The organism is Dehalobacter sp. 12DCB1 (genome assembly GCF_004343605.1).
Taxonomy (GTDB): domain Bacteria; phylum Bacillota; class Desulfitobacteriia; order Desulfitobacteriales; family Syntrophobotulaceae; genus Dehalobacter.
In genome coordinates, this window is record NZ_POSF01000017.1 from 17,512 (window position 1) to 36,943 (window position 19,432).

Below are 19,432 nucleotides of genomic sequence, written 5' to 3' on the forward strand. Positions count from 1 at the left end.
CTTTGCCGAGAAGATCTTACTTCGACAAAAATGTTTGATAACTGTTGTATTTGACTTTTATTCTTTTCTGGAAAGCCTCTCATATTTATCGGATAAGGTTTCCAGAATGCCGATAATACGCATCCGGTCTTCCTGTTCAAAAGATTCCAGAATACTTTCAAGCCTTTCGGTCCTTGTCTCAATTACCGATTTAACCAGTTTTTCTCCCTTGGGTAAAATATTAAGCCTTACGATCCTGCGATCCCGTTTTTCCCTGATTCGCTCCACATAGCCGGCTCTTTCCAGCTTGTCAGCCAGATCCGTTGCCGTACTGCAGGCTGAAGAAATTTCCTTGCAAAGCTCACCCATCGTAATCTGACCCTTTTCAAAAATAATCGTTAAAACTTCAAACTGCTGACGGGAAATACCAAGCTTTTCTGCAAAATCACTCTTTTGCCTTTGGGTAGAAACGGTGAGCCTCTGAAGCAAATGGTCAAGATGACCTGCTAACTCTCTGTTCTCTAACATGCGAACACCCCACCTCAAAAAATCAAATAGATAACCCCTATATATAAGTATATATTAGCACATATCATTTTTACAGTATTTTACCATATTCCGGAAATTAACACTAGTAAAATTTTCATAATTCAAATATTATTGATGATTTTAACGATAGGTGTTATATAATTAATATCATAACGTATCTTGATCTTTTCAACAAATGGTAAAATATTGAAGTTATTGTCCAAAAAGATTGATTCCGCTTGGGGATACTTCAGCAGTTACTTCATCATCCTGCACGGTCCCTGAGGCGTAGCCGATCAAATCATTACGGTACCTTAAGTTCTCCAGACCGATTCCGCGATAGGTTTGAATGTCCTGCCCCTCGACCCGGATCTTCACGATTTGGGCAGTTTGAAACTGAGTCAAGGTGTTGACTAAACCATAAAGAGCAGTTTCGGCCGAGACATTGCTGTAAGGCTCAAGGAATTCCTTGCTAAGATCTACTGTGGCAATGCCGTTTTTGATTCCAATGTCCAATAACACCGTCTGAGGGTTCACCATCGGATAAGCGCTTGATTTTCCGGCCGGCCCCAGCAACCATTGGCTTACTGTTTCGCGAGCCAGGCTCAGTGTCTTGGGAATTGTTCGGTTCTCTTCGATTAAGACTTTTCCGTCAGCATCTGCGAAATAAAGTTTTACAGTTTGTTCCGTCTGCTGAGATTTTGTAGTCACTTCAACCGTGTCTTCCTGAGCAGTCTTATCCAGAAGTTTGCTTAAAGGAGCATTACCTCCGCCTTCCTTGATCAGATCATTCAGGATATTGCAGCCGACCAGAAGTGTAATGACTGCGATCAACAGAATGAAAGTCAGCAGCAGCCGTATTTTTCTCATAGGAAGTTCTCCTTTCTAAATAATAATAAAAATGTCCGCTAAAAAGAAATTTCTAAAAAGATAATATGCTTTGTCCCAAAGAAATAGAATTCAGGGAGGTCAGAAAATATGAAAATAAGAGCCTTGCTGGTCGATGATGAATCTCCGGCCCGTAAAGAACTACGCTATCTCTTGAAATCATTTGAAGACGTGCTAATTGTCGGGGAAGCAGAAAACGCGCTTGAAGCCATGGAACTGATTGATAGTGTCGACTATTCCGTCATTTTTCTCGATATCAATATGCCCGGCTTAAACGGTATTGAACTTGCCAGAAAGCTTTCCCAGAGCCCGAAACAACCGGCGGTGATTTTTACGACCGCCCATGAGGAATTTGCTTTTGATGCGTTCAGTGTTCATGCTTACGATTATCTTCTTAAGCCGATTCATCCCAAGCGGCTGGAAGAAGCCTTAAATACGGTAAGGAAGCGCCGAACACCTGCTCCCGTTCAACCCAAAGCCGAACCGGTCAAGGAGGATATCCCCGAATTCAAACCCCTGGAAGTGATTGCTGCTGAACATAACGGGAAAACCATCCTGATCCGGCCGGAAGAAATTATATATATTTCCACAGACAAGGACAATGTTTACGTCAAAACAGAAGCCGACTTCTACCTGACCCGTTATACGCTGCGGGATTTGGAATCCAGACTGGATCCAAAAACTTTTTTCAGAACCCACCGCTGCTATCTGGTCAATATAAAAAAAATGAGGGAGCTCGTCCCTTACTTTAATGGTACGTATACTGTGATCGTGCAGGACAAGGACAAAAGCGAAGTCCCAGTCAGCCGCACTCAGGCCCGCCGACTCAAAGAGATCCTTGGGATATAGTACCATGTAAAACCTAATCTTCATATATTGACGGCAACGCTTTATTGCGGAAAATTGTTTTCCACAATATGATCATTATAGGGTTAATAAAGTACTAGAAAAAACGCTCCAGATAAAAGCCGATCTCCTTCCCCTGATAGGTCGGCTTTTTTTGTTTGGCCGCTGTATTCAGCGGTACTGCAGGCTTGCCGTCAACAGGAAGTGATGTGGATTCCTCAACATTAACAAAGCATAAAGGCGGGAACAAAACACACCACCAATTAGCTCCTTCAGCATTTCCTATCTTGATCTCAACCGCTTCGTAGTCTCCCGCCGGGAGTACAATATTGCCGTAAGATTTTGTCGGGAAAGCAAATACACCATAGTCAAGGGTCACCGGATAAGTTTTTCCCCACTCTTTGACCACACTCCTGGAGATCTCCAGCAACTGGCCTTCCATGCTCAGAAGTATTTCTCTGGATTCGGCCAGGGATTGTGATTCAGCCAGGTTCGGGGAAGCAGCCTTCAAAACTTCATCCCTCACCGCATATTTCAGCAGCTGATCCTGTTCACTGTCCGAATTCGCAATAACATGAAATCGAATGAGACTTGTACTGTCATACGCTTCGGTTTCCGCGCTGTTTGCTGACTGGCCGCAGGGATTGATCGCCAAAAAACTAAAACACAAGACCAGACAGACAATTAACTTTATTATGCTTTTATTCACAAATATTAACATTTAATTTCCCTCTCCCAGTACCTTGTAAAAAATTATATACAAAAAACTTCTTTCTATGTGAATTATTTCCAATAAAGAAGTTTTCTATTCAATTCGTCTCAGAAGTTTTTAGGCAGTGCGAATATTTATTGAAGTCTGAAAATAAGATTCATAAGGCCCTGTCAAATTTACTGACAATTTGCCGAAGGAATCGGGTGAAAAAATGCTCCTGGACTTTCAATCTCCGCTGTATCTGCTGTATATCAGTACAATTGCCGGGCTGGCCACAACAGCCGGCTGTCTGATTGTGCTTTTTCTGGGAGACCCTCCGGATTGGCTTCTGGCCGTTCTGCTGTCCGCAGCAGGAGGCGTCATGTTTGCTGTGGTGGCCTTTGATCTTTTGCCGCTGGCTGCATCCTTCAAACAACCGGGACTCCTCCTGGGCGGGATTTTGGCCGGTATAATACTGATGTCGTCTGCCGACAGACTACTCAAAGCAAGAAACCGTCAGCTGCCTAATCACAGATACAGCCGTCTGAAACGGATGGGCATCCTGATTGCCTCAGGTATAGCGCTTCATGATATACCTGAAGGAATGGCCATTGCTGCGGGGCACGAATCCGCCGGTCAATTGGGTACATTCATTGCCCTTGGCATTGCTCTGCATAACCTGCCTGAAGGAATGGCCACTGCTACACCTCTGGTAATGGCCGGGATCAGGAAACCGAAGATTCTGGCACTGACTCTCCTGATTGCAATATTTACTCCGCTGGGTGCCTTGCTCGGCAGGATGGCCATGGAACTTGTTCATACCTCACTCTGTTTTTTTGTAGCCCTGGCCGCTGGGGCAATGGTGTTTCTGGTTCTGGCCGAATTATGGCCGCTGTCCCGGGAAGACCACCCGGTCTGGGCCTTTATTGGAGGACTGGGCGGATTTATTTTCTTTGGATTTATCTCCGCCTTCTTACCACATTAATATTGCCGTTTCTTGCCGTCCATGGTATAAGCGAAGCGCCAGCTCTATCCTACGCAGCACGGTATGAAGGACTCTTGACATGGCAATCCGGTATTCACAGGATCTTTGTTTGGCATTCGTCCATCCGTGGACGTCAAAAAGACAGCCCGAAGGCTGTCTCTGACTCTTTGCTAATACGTTAAATATTACTGCAGGACTGTGGCAGCATAATCGCCCATGGCCTGATAGCCGTCCTTATTCGGATATCTCCCGTCATCGGAATATTTTCTGAGGATCTCGTCCCCGTTGCCAAACAGCACCCCTTTAAAATCAAGTGCTGTAATCTTTTGTTCCTGTGCATAAGCCGCTTCCCATTCCCTGTATTGTTTATAGAGCTCATCCGTGTCAGGGAAAGGAATGGGCAGCACCAGGACAGGCTTGATTTGATTGGCCGTGGCTTTTTCGACCATGGCTTTGATATTGTTTTGGTATTCTTCCAGTGGTGTGCCGCGGATCGCATCTCCAACGCCGGCAAAAATAATGACTGTGCCCGGTTTCTCAGCAATTACATCCTCTTCAAAGCGCTCCAGCAGGCTGGATGCATTCTGATAAGTCTGACCGGCATTGACCACTTCCACTTTCAGGACATCCGCAAGATGCTGCGGCCAGGAACTACTTGGCTCACCCGGGTAACCGTATGTAAATGAATCACCCAGACACACCATTTTGGTATTGACAGTCGTACCGCTGCTATTCAAAACGGTATCACCATTGGAATCGCCGGCTCCATTTTCTGTACCGCCCCCATTACTTGCTCCGCCGCTCTGGACTGTTGAGCTGCCGCTGGCAGACTGTTCCGGTGTTCCTCCGTTCCAAACATTCACAAACCCAAAAACCAATACAATAACAGCCATCAATATGGAAAGCTGAATAACCCTAATCTCTAAACGGTAAGTGCGCAATGTTCATTCCTCCTCATGGCAATATTTTTCTACATATTTCCCTTAAATCCTTCCCGAATAAAACTTTTTTCGTTCTTCGCTTCCTGTTGGTTACAGTTTGTTTAGCATTTTAAGGCACTCCAGCATTTTGAACTGCATAACCTGATACATAAGGAGGTGCTTGATTCTTATGGAATACATTGTTAAAGCACGTGAACTCGGCGAAGCGCTTCTGCAAACGCCGGAAGTACAAAGGCTGAAAGAAGCAGAAGCCGAAATCCAAAACGACCCTGAAGCTGCCAAAGCTTTTGCGGCATATCAGGATAAAGAGCGTCAAATCCTGACCGCTCAAATGTTCAGCAAAGTGGTATCTGAAAAGGATACCTTAGCGCTCATCGACTTAAAAATGCGCCTGATTAAACTATATCCTTCCATCCGAAGCTTCTTCTCCATCCAGCAAGATCTGGAGAAAATAATGGCAACTGTGAACCTGACGATCACAACCACAATTTACGGTATGCCCAGTGCCGAACAACTGCCTTTCCCCAAAGAAATCCAAAATCTTGCCCAGCAGCTTCTGGATACGATCGGAGGAGACAAAAACGGCCCTGCCATGACGATCCCGGAAGGCTTTCAAATCTCTGAAGGGCTCAATGTCTCCGAACTGCTAAGCCGGTTAAACCCCAAGAGCAAATAAATTACGACTTATTCTGCCGTTTGTCTTTTCTTATTATAAGGGATAGGAGATTTTTCAAATGACGTTCTTGAACAACGGCCCATATCCGAATAATCAATACTTTGGAAGTCCTTCCTCTGCAGAAATGTTCCCGCCCTTAACACCTATCCCTTTAACGTTCACCCTTTTTCTGACTGACAGTTTGTTTCCGCAAAATAGATACAGCCCCACCGCAGCATTGCTGATACCGCTGAAAATATTAAGTATTCCCCTCAGTTACCTGATTATTATTGCTCTTGGACTCGCAACTTCTCTGCTGGCAAAGTGGTCTTCTGCTTTCTCAGGAGTTTCTGCTCTCAGTCAATATCAGCAGGCTTATCCGGATATCAGGCTATTTCTTGATGGCCTGCCATCATCTTCCCAAACAAATGCTGCCGGAGCAGGTGGTAATAACACAGGAAATCAGCAGAAACCTGATACTCCGTTGGAACCGAGAGGTTTGGCGTTTAATTTGGCTTTGATCGCACCTTACTCCAGAGTGCCTCAAAGTATCGGCACCAAATTTGTATTGATTTATGGCATTGAAATGTTTGAAATTAAGAAACTCCCAAAGACATTTATCCCCTTGCTTATCTTATTTATTTACTTCCTTCTCTACCCGAAATACAAAAATAATCCGAGTAATAGTAATAAGGAATAATTAAAAGGGGGCCAATGCAAAAAATGTCTGCCGTATTCCATCACCGTAGTCAAATTTATCAGAACATCGCTCCTGCCAAACTTTTGACTGGGGAGAAAATAATAGAGGCGGCGGTTCCTTTTTATATCTCCCTCCTGATCTCCAACGCACTCCATCCAAGTAACAACAGTCCAGTCGGCACCCTGATCATCCCGCTGACCAAAATTATGATTCCGCATGGGTATTTTATTATTATCGGTCTGGAACTTGCAACGGCCCTATTTTATAAATGGTCCGCTGTTCCGGTTTCAGCCCGAATATTCTTTCCGGGAGGATACGGTCAGTCCTTACCGGACATCAGTGCTATAAGGGAGGACCGAATACTTCGACTCAAGATGACACAAACTCCGTTGATTCCGAAGGAAGGAATGACAATCAATGTTTCTTTGAGTGTCCCTTTTACGCCTGTGCAAAGCCGTGCTTCTACCTTATATGCTTTTAAGCTCAAATCCATCGACAATGTTCCGGGATACGTTGTACCGCTGGCTTCCCTTATTCTCTATGGCCTGCTGACCATTTTTGGCAGGACGGATACGGCCAATACGGCAAACAGCAGTTAATCATTAAAACGCACCTGACCTTTACGGCCATGTGCGTCTTATCAGGTTAATATTTATTTTTCCAGACCCCGTCAAAATGAACTTTGCTACCCGTTATGATTCCTTCGGCTCGTCAGGCGATACTTGCTGTATCGGCTGGCTCTTGGGTTGTTCTGTGACCTGAGCGGCCGGTTGAAATTCCATAGGCTGTACCGGCGCCGGAGACGCTGGAGTTTGCATCATCGGACTTTGCATAGCTGAAACTTGTGAAGCAGGATTCTCCCCATAAACCGGTCCCTGCTGATATCCGCCCTGAGGCATATACGGTCGGTCATATCTTTGCCTGTTTGGCTGCATCTGCGTTCCCCAACGTGGATAAGCCTGCTGCGGATAAGTACGTTGCTGGGCGGCATACTGAGGATACTGCTGCTGTGAGTTCCGAAGATACTGAGGGTTCTGCGAATAATTGGGATACTGCTGATTTTGAGGCTGCTGGGAATACTGCTGAACTGGCGGCTGGGCAGGGATCTGCCCGGAATTTTGCCCGGGAGCAAGCTGATTCTGGCTGATTTCATCTTTGCTGCCGAACCTGCTGCCGACAAAGCCTCTCACCTTTCCCCACATATTGCTGCCGGCTTTTTTGACCGGTCCCAGCCCAGGGAAAAAGCCTTCTTTGACTTTCATGACAATAGGACCCTGCGGGGACTGCATGATGGACTGCGGGCTCTCCAGTGAAATGACAACTTTGTCATAATGTACGAGTGGCACAGGACTCCTGAAATTGGCCTGATACATTCCATTGCCGGCAGGTCTTAGCGTTCCTGCATAAAATCCGTTTTTTCCCTTGCCGTCAACCAGATAAGCCGCATAAACTGCCGGAGCATGAGGACTAAATGTATGAGCCGGCGGTAGGTGCGCAATGACCGAAAAATTGTTATCCGTTCCGATCGTCGCCATTCCGTTTCCGCTAAAGCCTTCCGAAGCGACCAAATTGAGCTGTCTTGGCGTCATACCCATCATTGATTCTCCGGGCATACCCCCAATACCCTGGGGAAAGATTCCTAACCCTTTGTTATGTCCGAACATCTTTTAACCTCCTCGTATGTTTACAAATTGCGCTGTGTTGTGCTATGTCATAATATGAAAAGCAGGCTGCAGCTGTGACAGCGCGAAGCTTACTTAACTTTTTATATATAAAACCATTTTGTTAAAGCAAGTCTGGGGGCCACAGTTCCGCTTTCGGCCGTTATGTCCTCCTTGACACGTCGCTCCTTGCCATCCTTGGCATCGCGACATTAGGCCATCCGTGGCCGTCAAAAGGCCGCGCTACGCAATCCATGCTCCGCTCACAGCGGAACTGTGGCCCCCAGACTTATCACAGGCTTATTTAAGTGTTCTTCACGACAGAAGGCAGCTGCAGACAAATCTTTTGATTTGCTTCAGCTGCCTTCCTTTGAGGAAAGGACCCTAAGTCTTATAATTTTATAGCCATATACCCTTTTTTGATCTTATTAACCATATATCTTCCTGTGTTAGACGCAGAAATTATGGTTTCCGATGTTTTTTACAACATCTAGGGTTTTGATCCAATTGTCGGTCGCTGTCCGCGGATTGTAATAGAAGAGAGCGCCCTCACTTGGATCCTGCCCCTCAAGAGCTTCCAGCGCAGCCTGATAGGCCTCATCTCCCGGTGTCAGTTCAATCTGCCTGTCAAGGACTGCAGAAAACTGTCCCGGCTGGTAAATGACTTCCCGGATCGTATCCGGGAACTTCGGGCTTTCCACCCTGTTCAGAACCACTGCCCCTACGGCAACCTGACCTTCAAAGCTTTCTCCACGAGCTTCCGCATAAATAATTTTTGCTAAAAGTATCACATCTTCCTGGTCATAAACAATTTGACTGCTGCGGGAAATATCCGAAGTAACCCTTTCAGGCTCCCTGGCTGAATCCACCGAATTAATTAAATCTGCTGAATCAGCCGATTCGGCCAGTTTAGCCGCCTCAATCACCGTATCTGATTTTATGTTTGCGGCAATAACTTTATTTTTCAAAGGCAGCTGTTCGATCACAAAGGAAATCTGATTTTCCGGCTGTCCGGAAAATTTGTCCAAAAGAATTCGAAATATACGATTCTCATTTGCTTTCGTCAGAATAATGTCTCTGGCATCTGACATGACATCCTCAAGGACAGTCTGTTGGATTTCCAATACCCGGGAATAGAGCAATTCTCTTGATTTTTCAGGTACAGCATATACTGTCTGGGCAGTAGCAGTCAGGATAATCGCCGTGGTCAGCATCACTGCCAAACCCTTCCGGCATCGTCGGTCTTCCAAAAAAAATCACCTCTTGGGATTAATCTATTTCTATTCTTTCCCATAAAAGGTGATTTTTATACGTTATTTGTTATAAGAATCACAAAGAAAAGTTATTTGACCGTTGTGGCTGACGCTACACCCCCGGTAATTGCCTGGCCCTTAGCATCCTTGATTGTAGGATGAATCACCAGCCAATACCCGGTATCGGCCTGAAGTTTCGTTGCCGGTTTCACAGTCATACGCTGCTGATCGACAAACGTGTATGCGCACTTGACTCTTTCTCCTGTCGCAGTATTGATCAGCTCAATGCTGTCTGCCGTTATGGAATTCCAATCCATTTCCCGGTTAAAGCTCACGTTGAACACCTTATCGAGCGGGATATTCTTAAGATCTCCGGACTTTTCATATCCCGGGTAGTAGATCTGCCAGCGGTCCTGGAGAACCTCTTCAGGAAATGGTTCCCAACCGTTCGGGCCTCCGAGTTTAAGTGTTGTGGTTACATAAGCTGAATCCAGAATTTTCTTGCCAAGTACCCAATTTTCGGTTTGACGAAGCTCTTTTACCGAAAGCGGATAAACATAAGGGCCCGCCTCCAGCTGAATATACCCTGATTTATCTTGTGATTTATCTTCAGCCTTATCTCCTGCGTTATCTGCTGAGTTGTCTCCTGTGCCATTCACTTTCTCATCAGCCTTATAGTTTTTAAGCATCAAAACAGCCGTATTCAGCTCATTGACGCCGGTCAAATCCAAATGAGGCTTGATTCCGATCTCATCAATCGGGTTATAGTACGGAGAGAAAAACCTGTAAACGGACATTTTCAAATAGTCCCCGTTGCTTAATGGTATCAAAGCCTTAACCCGGCCTGAACCGTAGGTCGTTTCCCCGATGACGGTCGCCTTGCCATAGTCCTTCAGCGCGGCCGATGTAATCTCAGAAGCGCTTGCCGTATACCCATTGATCAGCAAGACAATCGGCCCTTCCAACGTGAAAGCCTGCTTGACGGCTGTATCGACAATACCCAGGTTTCCCCTTGCTTTCATGATATACGCGCTTTTATCCCCGATAAAATAACCCAACAGCTCCATTGCCGCTTTTGTATACCCTCCGGAGTTATTACGCAGGTCAATAATCCAGCAGTCTACGCCTTTTTCCTGCAGGGTCAGGGCCTGCTTGCCGAACTGCGTTGCAACATCCTCTCCAAAGGAATTAACTGCGATATAGCCAATATGCCCTTCCAGCACCTGACCTTCAGCCAGCGGCATCGCGATCTTCATCCGTACGACAGTGAAGTTCAGGATTTGAGCGTTTCTTTTGACTTTTACCCGGACCTTGGTTCCCTCCGGCCCCCGAAGTTTGCCGGCGCAATATTCCGAGGTCTTTCCCGCCAGGGAATAGCCATCTGCTTCGAGGATAATATCCCCTTGTTTGATTCCGGCCTTATCAGCCCCATAACCTTGAATGACCCGGGTAACCTTGACCCCCTGCTGTACCATTTCCAGTTCTATCCCGATTCCGGAAAAGGACATATTCAGTGAACTGATCATGTCATCATATTCGGCCGCGGTCATATACTCGGTGTATTTATCACCCAACCTTTGAAGCATTTTTTCGACCGTCGGCGCGTTCAGTATCTCATCCGGAACAACATCGACATATTGCTCCTGCAAAATTGTTCTGACTTCATCCAGAGCATCGTTTTCCGCGCCATAAGCCTGCAGCGGAAGTCCCAACCCCAGACAGAATACCAGGAGCACTGTCATCAAAAACCTTAGACTTTTACCAAATTTCACGTTCTTTTTTCCCTCCTGTATGATTTGCAGGTCCGGCCTAAATTCAATGATCTTGCATGTTCAGGCTTCGTTTAAGTTTTGTTCAAAACTTTTTATCTTAGCAGTAATTCGACGAAAACGGGCATTACCCTTTCCGTTTCAGGATTATTTGTCATGCGCTTCCCAGACTTTGATTGCATATTCAAGGCTTTTCCGATAATATTATCTAAACAGGACTATTTTAAAAAACATATTTTTCTAATCATCGCTGATAAGAAAGGTTCGGACAATGTCAAATCTTCTTGATTACTCCAAAAAAGTATTTATCGCCGTATTAATCATTGTTGCAACCCTCGTCATTCCATATGGCCTTTATAAGATTCTTCCGCATTTTATGCCATTTGTCCTTGCTTACTTAACGGCCCTTTTTCTGGAACCTGCAGCAGCATGGTTGAGCAGGGTCTCTAGATTTAAAAGCAAGACACTCTCGGTGTCTGTGACCTACCTGTTTTTTCTTGCCAGTATTGTTATTTTCCTCTACCTGATCATCAGTAAGCTCTATGTTCAGTTTTTGGACCTGCTTGACTTTATTCAATCGAACGGCCCGGCAATTCAGGTTTGGTTTTTGAACCTTACGGGGCGTATCCAGGAAACGATCGGATTGCTGCCTCCCGAAATAAACGATATGATCATGAAATGGATCAATGACCTGGCTAACATCAACCTGGTATCTGCGATTGGCTCCTCAACGCTTAGTATCTCCGCGGCGATACCGAACATGTTCTTCCTGTCGATTATCTACCTGGTATCCGTTTTCCTGTTCACATTCCAGTTAGGCAATATCCACCGTTTCTTCTACTCCTTCTTCAAAGACTCTTCCAAGCTGAAAGCTGTTTACGTCCTGGGTGATTTACGCAATGCTACATTAGGGTTTTTAAAAGCGCAGGTCATTTTGAGCACAATCACCTATATTATTGCTTTTGCCGGTCTCGCTATCCTCCATGTAAAATACGTGGCAGTCATTTCATTGTTGATCGTAATCGTAGATATCCTGCCGATCCTCGGTACCGGATCCGTGCTAATGCCCTGGGCTGTTGTCTCACTTTTCCAGGATCAGCTGTTCTTGGCCGCAGGTCTGGCCATTCTGTATATCATTATCATTGTCGTACGGAGAGTGATTGAACCCAAGATACTGGGCGAGCGCATCGGTTTAAGCGCTCTGACGACCCTGATCAGTATCTGGATTGGTTTCAAAGTGATGGGGGTCCTCGGCGTATTCCTGTTCCCGCTGGCCTGTATTTTCTATAGGGCCCTTGTCAAGGTCGGCGTCATCAAGCTGAATTTTAAGATATAACGAAGCTATATTCGAGTCAACATTCTACTTTTACATAACAACAGGTACGTCCCGAAGAGAGCACCTTGAGCCCATCGGGAACGTACCTGTTTTTTAATTTTTTATGATCTGCTCACTATCTTCTGTTATCATCCGGCTTCATTCCAATTCCCGACATCAGGACCTGAACGATTTTATCGTAGTCCGCTTCCTCAGGCATGGCCTCAGCAAATATCACTCTTTTACCGCAATACTGCATGATTGTGCCCATGATTGCCGCCGAAGCAAATTCCGGATCGATATCAGCCCTGACTTCCCCTTGATCCATGGCCTGTAGGACTTGCTTTTTGATAATCTCTCCGACCCGGATATTCTGTTCGATAAAGACCGCTCCCATCTCCCTGGCCATAATCTTGGAACAGGACATCATCCTGGCAATCGGCATATGCTCCTTGACCAGCTCTGCCTGATATTTTGCCAAAACTCTGATTTTTTCTTTGAAAGAGCCTCCTTTTTCCAAAATGTCCTGAATATTGCGTCCATGCTCTTCGCAGTTATAAACGGCCATTTCCTCAAAGAGCTGTTGCTTGCTGTCAAAATATTCATAGACGGTCCCTTTGCCGATCCCGGCTTCTTTGGCGACATCGTCCACTTTTGTTCCTTCAAAGCCTTTGATATAAAATACTTTGCCGGCTGCCTGGAGGATTTCAGTTTTTTTCCGTTCCTTGGTCACCGTTGTTCCCCCCTTTATCCGATCCGATGCCTGTAAAATCAAATTCTTCGTCTTTTAATTACAGCTTTTTTTGAGTAAAGCTTTTTCCCTTGTTACAGGTTAAAGGGTATGCTGATCCGTGTTTACTGCGATCACCGGTTTAGACTTTTTGTCTTTTCTGAATTTGCGTTTGAATTTGTTGGACAGATCATCCGTGAAAGAATACATGACCGGAATCAGCACCAGGGTAACCAGGGTTGAAAATAGGAGACCTGTGATAACGACAATGGCCATCGGCGCCTGAAACTCCGAGCCTTCCCCGATCCCGAGTGAAAGCGGCAGCATGGCCAGAACAGTCGTTAGCGTCGTCATGATGATCGGCCGCAAGCGGATCGGTCCTGCATTGATGATTGCCTCATGCACGTCCTCCTTGTACGTTCTTCGTCGTGTATTGATATAGTCGACCAGAACGATGGCATTGGAAACGACAATACCGGCCAGCATGATAATACCAATAATCCCCATAACGCTTAATGGTTTGCCGGTGATGAATAATCCTAAGAACGCTCCGGCAAATCCAAGCGGGATGGAAAACATGATGACAAACGGATAAACCAGCGACTCAAATTGGGAAGCCATGACCATATAGACCAGAATCACGGCAAGTCCGAGCGCAAGGAACAGGTCACTGAATGCATCGACCATTTCCTGCTGCTGTCCGCCCATTTCATAGGTATAATTATTCGGCATCCGGTAATCTGCCAGCGCCGTCTGAATATCTTTGGAGACACTGCCGACATCCCTGCCGCTGATCTGACCGGAGACCGTCAGGGTCCTCGCCTGGTTGTCCCTGCTGATGCTGACAGGACCGCGGCTGACGGAAACATCCGCCACTTGGCCCAACGTAACGGTATAGCCGAGGCTCGTGGTAATGGGAATTTGCTCAAGGGCTTGGAGATTCCGGTTAAACGTTTCGTCCCCTTTGATCTTTACATCAATTTCGGTCCCATTGTATTTAAACTGTGTCGCGGTTGCCCCGCTGATCGATGCTTTTACCGCAGAGGCGATTGTTCCGGCACTCAGACCATACTGACTGGCCGCCTTACGGTCCACGTTGATTTCAACTTCCGGTATTCCGTCTTCATAACTGGATTTAACTTCGCGGGTTCCCGGGACTTTTTTAATCACGGTGACAAAATCGTCTCCGATCTTCTTCAGCTGATCCAGATTTTCACCTTTGATGGTGATGCTGATCGGATCACCGGCACTCATCACGGACTGGCTTGCTGCGACACTGGTTTTGGCCCCCGGTACGTCCTTAATCCGGTCCCGGATTTCATCGGAGATCTCCACGACGCCGCGTTTCCGATCCGTTAAAGGAAGCAGCTTCACAGTAAAGGTACCAACGTTGCCTTGTGCGCCTGTCAGGCTCATGGTTCCGGATGATCCGGCATCCAGGAAGATGGTATCGATCTCGGGAATATCTTCTATCTTCGTTTCAATTTCACGCATGACCGCCGAGGTATCGCCGACCTTTGCCCCGTCAGGAAGCGTAACGCTGATCGAGAGCATGCCTTCATCCGTCGTCGGGAAGAATTCTGTCCCAACAGCGGCAACAGAGGCAATGGAAACGACAAAGATAATGGTTGTAACGATAAAAACGCGTTTTCGGTGGCCCAGGGCCCATCTGAGCAGTTTCTTATACCCCTGGAGCAGCGCTTCATAGCCCTGGTCAAATTTATCGTGGGCTTTCGCCAGGAACGCAGGAGTTCGGAAGAATCCCCTGCCATTTTCTTCATCTTCCGCTGCATCCGTTATGGCTACTTTCACTGTTTCGGATGCTTCATATGCTTTATCCGTTTCCCCCGTCTTCCCTGCATCAATAGAACCAGTCGACTGATTCTTCCGCTCTACTTTCAGCAGCTTGGAAGCGAGCATCGGGACAACCGTCATCGAAACAACCAGCGATGCACCGAGTGAAAATGCGATTGTCAAGGCAAACTGCCGGAACAATGTGGAGGTTAATCCCTGAACAAAGACGATCGGCAAAAAGACTGCGACCGTCGTTAGCGTGGAAGCCATGACAGCGATGATTACTTCCGAAGATCCTTTCACTGCCGCTTCGACCCTGGAATAGCCGTTCTGTCGGAAGCGGTAGATATTTTCGAGCACCACGACCGAATCGTCAACCAGACGGCCAATACCAAGCATTAATCCGCCCAGCGTCATCAGATTCAGCGTAATGCCGGTAAAATATAACAGACAAAACGTCGCAATAATGGAAATCGGGATAGCTGAAGCAATAATCAGGGTAGAACGGATATTTCGCAGGAAAATATACAGGACCAGTACCGCCAGGAGAGCGCCGATAACCCCATGCTCCGCGACCGAATACAGTGAAGCCTTGATATAGGCTGCATTATCCATGACCACCGTAATCTTGACGTCTTTTAGTTCATCCTGGATTTTGTCGATCTCCACATAGGCTGCTTCCGCAACTTGGACTGTATTGGCGTCGGAACGTTTTTGGATCGAAATATTGACACCGGGATTGCCGTTCGCTTTGGAAATGGTTGTCTGCTGATCCGGCTTTAATTCGATATCGGCTAAATCTTTCAGCTGAACATTTCCGCCGGTAGGCAGCGGAATAAGCAGCTGCTCGATCTCAGCTACCGACATGAATTCCCCGGTCGTTTTGACAGTCAGCTCCTGGGTCCCTTTCTTGACTGTACCTCCGGGCAGGTTGACATTCTCCGAAGCCAGGATTCCCTGAAGGTATGCGAGGCTAATGCCATAACCGGCTAATTTCTCACTTTTTGTCCGGATTTCAATAATATCCTTGGTTCCGCCGGTCACGGACACGGAAGCAACCCCTTCCGCTCTTTCCAGTCTCGGTTGGATCGTATCTTCCGACAGGGTTTGCAATTCGGAGAGACTCATCGTCGGTGACGAAATAGAAAGCGTCAGGACCGGGGTTGAATTCATATTGAGTTTCAAGACCATGGGGCTGCTGACGCCATCAGGAAAGTAATCCTTAATCAGGTCGATTTTTTCTCTGAGGTCGAGGGCAACCTGATCCATATCGACTCCATAATTAAACTCCAGAATAACGAGCGAACTGCCTTCCGAAGTGATGGAGCTGATATTTTTGACATTCTGGGCTGTGGAAACAGCCTTTTCGATTGGCTGCGTGACCAGGTTTTCAATCTCCTGAGGGCCTGCTCCATTGTAGGATGTACTAACGATCGCATAAGGCAATTCCATTTCGGGCATCAAGTCCAGCGGAATACGCGTGAAGGACACAAATCCGAGAATGATGATAATAAAAACCAGCATCAGGACCGTAACCGGGCGTTTCACCGAGGTTTCAGATATTTTCACTTCTGAACGCCTCCCCCTGTTTGCGCCGAAGCTGCCGTATCCGTCGTTTCCTGAGCAACCTGCTTGCCGTCAACAGTTACGACTTTGATTTCCGTGCCATCCTGTACAAAGTTCTGCCCTTTGATAATGACGATGTCCCCTTCCGTCAGTCCGCCGACGATCTCCGTCTCGGTGCCGCTCTCAAGTCCTGTCGTTACTTCCATCTCGGCTGCAGCATTATCTTTGGCAACATACACGACGTCTTTTCCGCCGTGGAAGATTACAGCATCGGTCGGCACAGCCAGGACATTATCTTTGCCGGCAATGTTTAAGGTCACATTGGCAAACATGCCGGGTTTGATTATGTTGTCTTTATTGTCAATGTAGGTTTTTAGCGTATATTTCCCCTGGGCATTGGCTGCGATACTTACACTGTCAATAACCCCTTTGACTTTCACTAAAGCTGCAGGCACTTCAATCTGGACAGACTGGCCGCTGTGCACACGGTTAATCTCCTGCTCGCTAATGCTGACCGTTACAAATACTTTGCTCAGGTCTACCACCCTGGCCGGAGAAATGGCACTCGTCACCATTGACCCTATTTTCACATCAAGAGCCGTAAGAATACCGTCGATCGGCGCCTTTACATCCATATCATTCAGGGCTTTCTGCGCCGCGTCATAAGCAGCCTTGGCCTGAGCCAGCTGGCCTTTATACGTTTCCAGAACCGCATCCGAAGCCGCCACAGCAGCCTGATCAAGCTCCGACTTGCTGACAGCGCCGATTTCATACAGCTGTCTCATATTCTCATAATTCTTTTTACTGTTTTCATAATTGGCCATATTGGTTTCATAGCCGGCCTGCGCCAGCTGATAGGCCGCTGAAGCCTGGTTATAGCTGGACATCAGATCGGTTTTATCAAGGCTGAAAAGTACCTGGCCCTTGCTGACCCGGTCCCCAACTTTGGTATAGACCGCCGCCACTTTGGCCGGGGTGCCGACGACCACGGAAGCTTCTTTATCCGCTTCAACTTTACCGCTTAAGGTAATCGCAGAGGAGATGCTCTGTTTATGTAAGGTCAACGCTTCCACCGGGACATAATTCTGTCTGTTTTGTTCTGCCGCCTTCTTTTCAGCAGCAGATTGTATCGCACCGTAGATTCTTACCCCGACCAGAAGGACAAGCAGGATTGCAATCACGGTAATGATCATTTTCTTCTTCCCAATCGGTTTTTTCAAGTCTGGGCTGCCACCCTGCTCAGACCGTTTCATTTTGAATTTCATTTTTCTACTCCCCCGTAAATCAATATCTTTTCTAAGTCTATTCTTTTTGGGACATATTCATGAATGTCGCGGTTGCGGCCGTGGCCGTCGCGACCGACTGGTCAGTCGGCACGTCACCTCTCTTATCTTATCTTCCTTTGTGCCTTGGGTCAATGGGTTCAAGTTAGATATTACCAAATATTTTCTTCCCATAAATGGCAACATTATTTTGTAAATTTTTGGTATTTTATGGTTGTTTTTTTCTTTTTTATATTGCATAATATCTATTAAAGGATCCATTTTGTTTTGGAGGGAAGCCGCTATGTCCAATGATGAGTTTCAGACTATCGTGCTTCGTGAAATCAGAGAAATGAAGAAAGACATTTCTCAACGATTTGATGGTGTCAATCAACGGTTCGACGGTATCGACCAACGATTCAACGGTATCGACCAACAATTCAACGGTATCGACCAACAATTCGATGGTATCGACCAACGACTGGATTCCATGGATCAACGACTCTGTAAGGTTGAACATAAACTGGATGTTGTTGTTGAGCAAACAGCCGGACTGATGGAATTTCGGACAGAGACCAATCATAAATTAGACAAGATCTCAGATGACCAAAAATCGATTATCCAGGTACTTGGCGAACATGAAATTTCCATCAGATCCCTGCAGAGAAGGCCCGTATAAAACAAAGTCTCAATAACAAATCATTTTGATATTAAAAATCTCACGGATTCAAAACCCGTGGGATTTATTTATTATTGCGCTGCGTTTATTGTCTATAGCTATTCCTGCTATCTTTAGCTATCTTTTGCCATTGCTATTACTTCTGTCTGTTACGTCACAAAACCAAGCCCTCACCATCCGAAGCCCATCTGCATATGCTGTAATTAGACTCATAATGAAAGGGCGGGCGGCATGGATAATCCGATCACCGAACGCACACCGCTTGTCATAGCGGCTGAAATAAATATGATAACCTGCCAAACCAAAAAAATAGTACTTGCCAGCGCCATTGAAATCGGCCGTCNTTTGCNGGAAGCCAANGNNNTGNTCAAACACGGGGAATGGNNTAANTGGNTGGNAGAGTCNGTGANCTATTCNCNNNNAACTGCCNNNAGNCTGATNAANNTCTACNAAGANTANGGGNCTANNTTNCCTGANGGATCCGACAGNTCAAANNNGACACCAGTGTCNCATTTTGACTTACACCCAGGCNCTCCTCNTNCTGGGTNTNCCGGNAGAGGANCGGGAGGAATTNATCNCGCACAATNACGTCGGCAGTATGACNAAACAGGAGCTGCAGCAGGCTCTTAAGGACAGAGATCAGGCCAATCAGGCGAAGGANCAGGNGCTTCAGGAGAATCANNNACTTAAAAAAGGGCTGGAGACGATCGACAGCACCATCTCNNAATTAAGGAATGAGCANNCTAAGGCTGCGTCAATGCCAACGAATCCGGAAAATGTCAATGCAGAAGTTCAATCTGCCAACAATGCCTCCNNTGCCGGTAACGACCCCTCTGCAACAACANCCCCTTTTACCCACAACCTTAAAACCGAACATGACCCNGACGCTCACATCAAGTATGTAGAAAAATGCGACNCTTGCTGCAAAACNATCGCCGATACCTTCTTNGATCTGACGACAGCGCTCACCAATCTGGCGCATCTCGATCCGAACCTGAAAGAAGAAAAAAGAAAAGAGGCCAANCGNCTGATTGAATACATGGCAGAGACGATTAAAGAGTGGCCGCCCCCCAAGAAACCGCTTAGATTTAATTCCTGATTTTTTTTGGGAACCTTTGGACAAGCCAAGCATAGTATGTACAAGACAGCCGTAAGCTGTCCAATAAAAGGGAAAGGAGATGATTGGAATG

At 46.4% G+C, this 19,432-nt stretch carries 17 protein-coding genes and 2 pseudogenes; 9 read left to right on the top strand and 10 right to left on the bottom strand.

All coding sequences use genetic code 11. From position 1 onward, the window contains the following. Positions 1 to 57: 57 nt before the first annotated feature. Together C1I38_RS10960 and C1I38_RS10965 are read right to left on the bottom strand one after the other, a co-directional pair. Positions 58 to 507, bottom strand: a complete 450-nt coding sequence (locus C1I38_RS10960) for a MarR family transcriptional regulator (RefSeq protein WP_132102147.1) — start codon at positions 505 to 507, stop codon at positions 58 to 60. Positions 508 to 720: 213 nt separating this feature from the next. Beyond that, positions 721 to 1,377: a GerMN domain-containing protein gene (locus C1I38_RS10965; RefSeq protein ID WP_132102149.1), complete on the bottom strand. Its 657-nt coding sequence runs from the start codon at positions 1,375 to 1,377 to the stop codon at positions 721 to 723. A gap of 108 nt (positions 1,378 to 1,485) precedes the next feature. Between C1I38_RS10965 and C1I38_RS10970 the strand changes: the two genes are divergently transcribed. Continuing rightward, the gene (locus tag C1I38_RS10970; RefSeq protein WP_132102151.1) at positions 1,486 to 2,244 is read left to right on the top strand and encodes a LytTR family DNA-binding domain-containing protein; all 759 of its coding nucleotides are present in this window, start codon (positions 1,486 to 1,488) and stop codon (positions 2,242 to 2,244) included. A 94-nt stretch (positions 2,245 to 2,338) separates the two neighbouring features. On the opposite strand, the gene spoIIR is transcribed toward C1I38_RS10970, so the two are convergent. Then, positions 2,339 to 2,962 (bottom strand): stage II sporulation protein R, encoded by a 624-nt coding sequence (spoIIR, locus tag C1I38_RS10975; protein ID WP_132102153.1) that lies wholly within the window; start codon positions 2,960 to 2,962, stop codon positions 2,339 to 2,341. A gap of 202 nt (positions 2,963 to 3,164) precedes the next feature. Between spoIIR and C1I38_RS10980 the strand changes: the two genes are divergently transcribed. Next, entirely contained in the window at positions 3,165 to 3,917 is a 753-nt protein-coding gene (locus tag C1I38_RS10980) for a ZIP family metal transporter (protein ID WP_132102181.1), read from the top strand. Between the two features lie 185 nt (positions 3,918 to 4,102). On the opposite strand, the gene C1I38_RS10985 is transcribed toward C1I38_RS10980, so the two are convergent. Beyond that, positions 4,103 to 4,858, bottom strand: coding sequence for a GDSL-type esterase/lipase family protein (locus tag C1I38_RS10985; protein ID WP_132102155.1), 756 nt, complete (start codon positions 4,856 to 4,858; stop codon positions 4,103 to 4,105). 169 nt (positions 4,859 to 5,027) lie between these two features. Here C1I38_RS10985 and C1I38_RS10990 point away from each other — a divergent pair, with 169 nt between their 5' ends. From C1I38_RS10990 to C1I38_RS11000, 3 genes are read left to right on the top strand one after another with little or no spacing between them, the layout of a single operon-like run. Next, the gene (locus C1I38_RS10990) at positions 5,028 to 5,534 is read left to right on the top strand and encodes a YlbF family regulator (protein WP_132102157.1); all 507 of its coding nucleotides are present in this window, start codon (positions 5,028 to 5,030) and stop codon (positions 5,532 to 5,534) included. A gap of 58 nt (positions 5,535 to 5,592) precedes the next feature. Then, positions 5,593 to 6,213: a hypothetical protein gene (locus C1I38_RS10995; protein WP_132102159.1), complete on the top strand. Its 621-nt coding sequence runs from the start codon at positions 5,593 to 5,595 to the stop codon at positions 6,211 to 6,213. Between the two features lie 23 nt (positions 6,214 to 6,236). Then, a complete protein-coding gene (locus tag C1I38_RS11000) occupies positions 6,237 to 6,812 on the top strand; it encodes a hypothetical protein (protein WP_243109311.1) in 576 nt (191 codons plus the stop codon). Positions 6,813 to 6,905: 93 nt separating this feature from the next. On the opposite strand, the gene C1I38_RS11005 is transcribed toward C1I38_RS11000, so the two are convergent. From C1I38_RS11005 to C1I38_RS11015, 3 genes are all read right to left on the bottom strand, one after another. Next, positions 6,906 to 7,877, bottom strand: a complete 972-nt coding sequence (locus tag C1I38_RS11005) for a hypothetical protein (protein ID WP_132102163.1) — start codon at positions 7,875 to 7,877, stop codon at positions 6,906 to 6,908. Between the two features lie 446 nt (positions 7,878 to 8,323). Then, on the bottom strand, positions 8,324 to 9,124 hold the full coding sequence (locus C1I38_RS11010) for a cell wall hydrolase (protein WP_132102165.1): 801 nt from the start codon (positions 9,122 to 9,124) through the stop codon (positions 8,324 to 8,326). A 92-nt stretch (positions 9,125 to 9,216) separates the two neighbouring features. Continuing rightward, positions 9,217 to 10,899 (bottom strand): S41 family peptidase, encoded by a 1,683-nt coding sequence (locus C1I38_RS11015; RefSeq protein ID WP_132102167.1) that lies wholly within the window; start codon positions 10,897 to 10,899, stop codon positions 9,217 to 9,219. 268 nt (positions 10,900 to 11,167) lie between these two features. On the opposite strand from C1I38_RS11015, the gene ytvI reads away from it, so the two are divergent. Next, the gene (gene ytvI, locus C1I38_RS11020; protein WP_132102169.1) at positions 11,168 to 12,232 is read left to right on the top strand and encodes a sporulation integral membrane protein YtvI; all 1,065 of its coding nucleotides are present in this window, start codon (positions 11,168 to 11,170) and stop codon (positions 12,230 to 12,232) included. A 115-nt stretch (positions 12,233 to 12,347) separates the two neighbouring features. Here the strand turns inward: ytvI and C1I38_RS11025 are convergent, their stop codons facing one another. The 3 genes from C1I38_RS11025 to C1I38_RS11035 all read right to left on the bottom strand — a co-directional run bounded on the left by C1I38_RS11025 (position 12,348) and on the right by C1I38_RS11035 (position 17,566). After that, on the bottom strand, positions 12,348 to 12,944 hold the full coding sequence (locus tag C1I38_RS11025; protein ID WP_132102171.1) for a TetR/AcrR family transcriptional regulator: 597 nt from the start codon (positions 12,942 to 12,944) through the stop codon (positions 12,348 to 12,350). A 99-nt stretch (positions 12,945 to 13,043) separates the two neighbouring features. After that, complete coding sequence (locus C1I38_RS11030) at positions 13,044 to 16,304, bottom strand: efflux RND transporter permease subunit (RefSeq protein WP_132102173.1); 3,261 nt, start codon at positions 16,302 to 16,304, stop codon at positions 13,044 to 13,046. Next, complete coding sequence (locus tag C1I38_RS11035) at positions 16,301 to 17,566, bottom strand: efflux RND transporter periplasmic adaptor subunit (protein ID WP_132102175.1); 1,266 nt, start codon at positions 17,564 to 17,566, stop codon at positions 16,301 to 16,303. The genes C1I38_RS11030 and C1I38_RS11035 overlap by 4 nt, the downstream gene beginning before the upstream one ends. Before the next feature lie 280 nt (positions 17,567 to 17,846). Between C1I38_RS11035 and C1I38_RS11040 the strand changes: the two genes are divergently transcribed. The 3 genes and pseudogenes from C1I38_RS11040 to C1I38_RS14435 form a co-directional block, all read left to right on the top strand. Beyond that, positions 17,847 to 18,242 carry a hypothetical protein gene (locus C1I38_RS11040; protein ID WP_132102177.1) on the top strand — a complete coding sequence of 132 codons (396 nt, stop codon included), beginning with the start codon at positions 17,847 to 17,849 and terminating at the stop codon, positions 18,240 to 18,242. A gap of 285 nt (positions 18,243 to 18,527) precedes the next feature. Beyond that, positions 18,528 to 18,660, top strand: a pseudogene (locus C1I38_RS14430) (DUF3102 domain-containing protein); the annotation flags it as partial. Positions 18,661 to 18,756: 96 nt separating this feature from the next. Further along, positions 18,757 to 18,819 (top strand): annotated as a pseudogene (locus C1I38_RS14435) (hypothetical protein); the annotation flags it as partial. Positions 18,820 to 19,432: the final 613 nt, after the last annotated feature.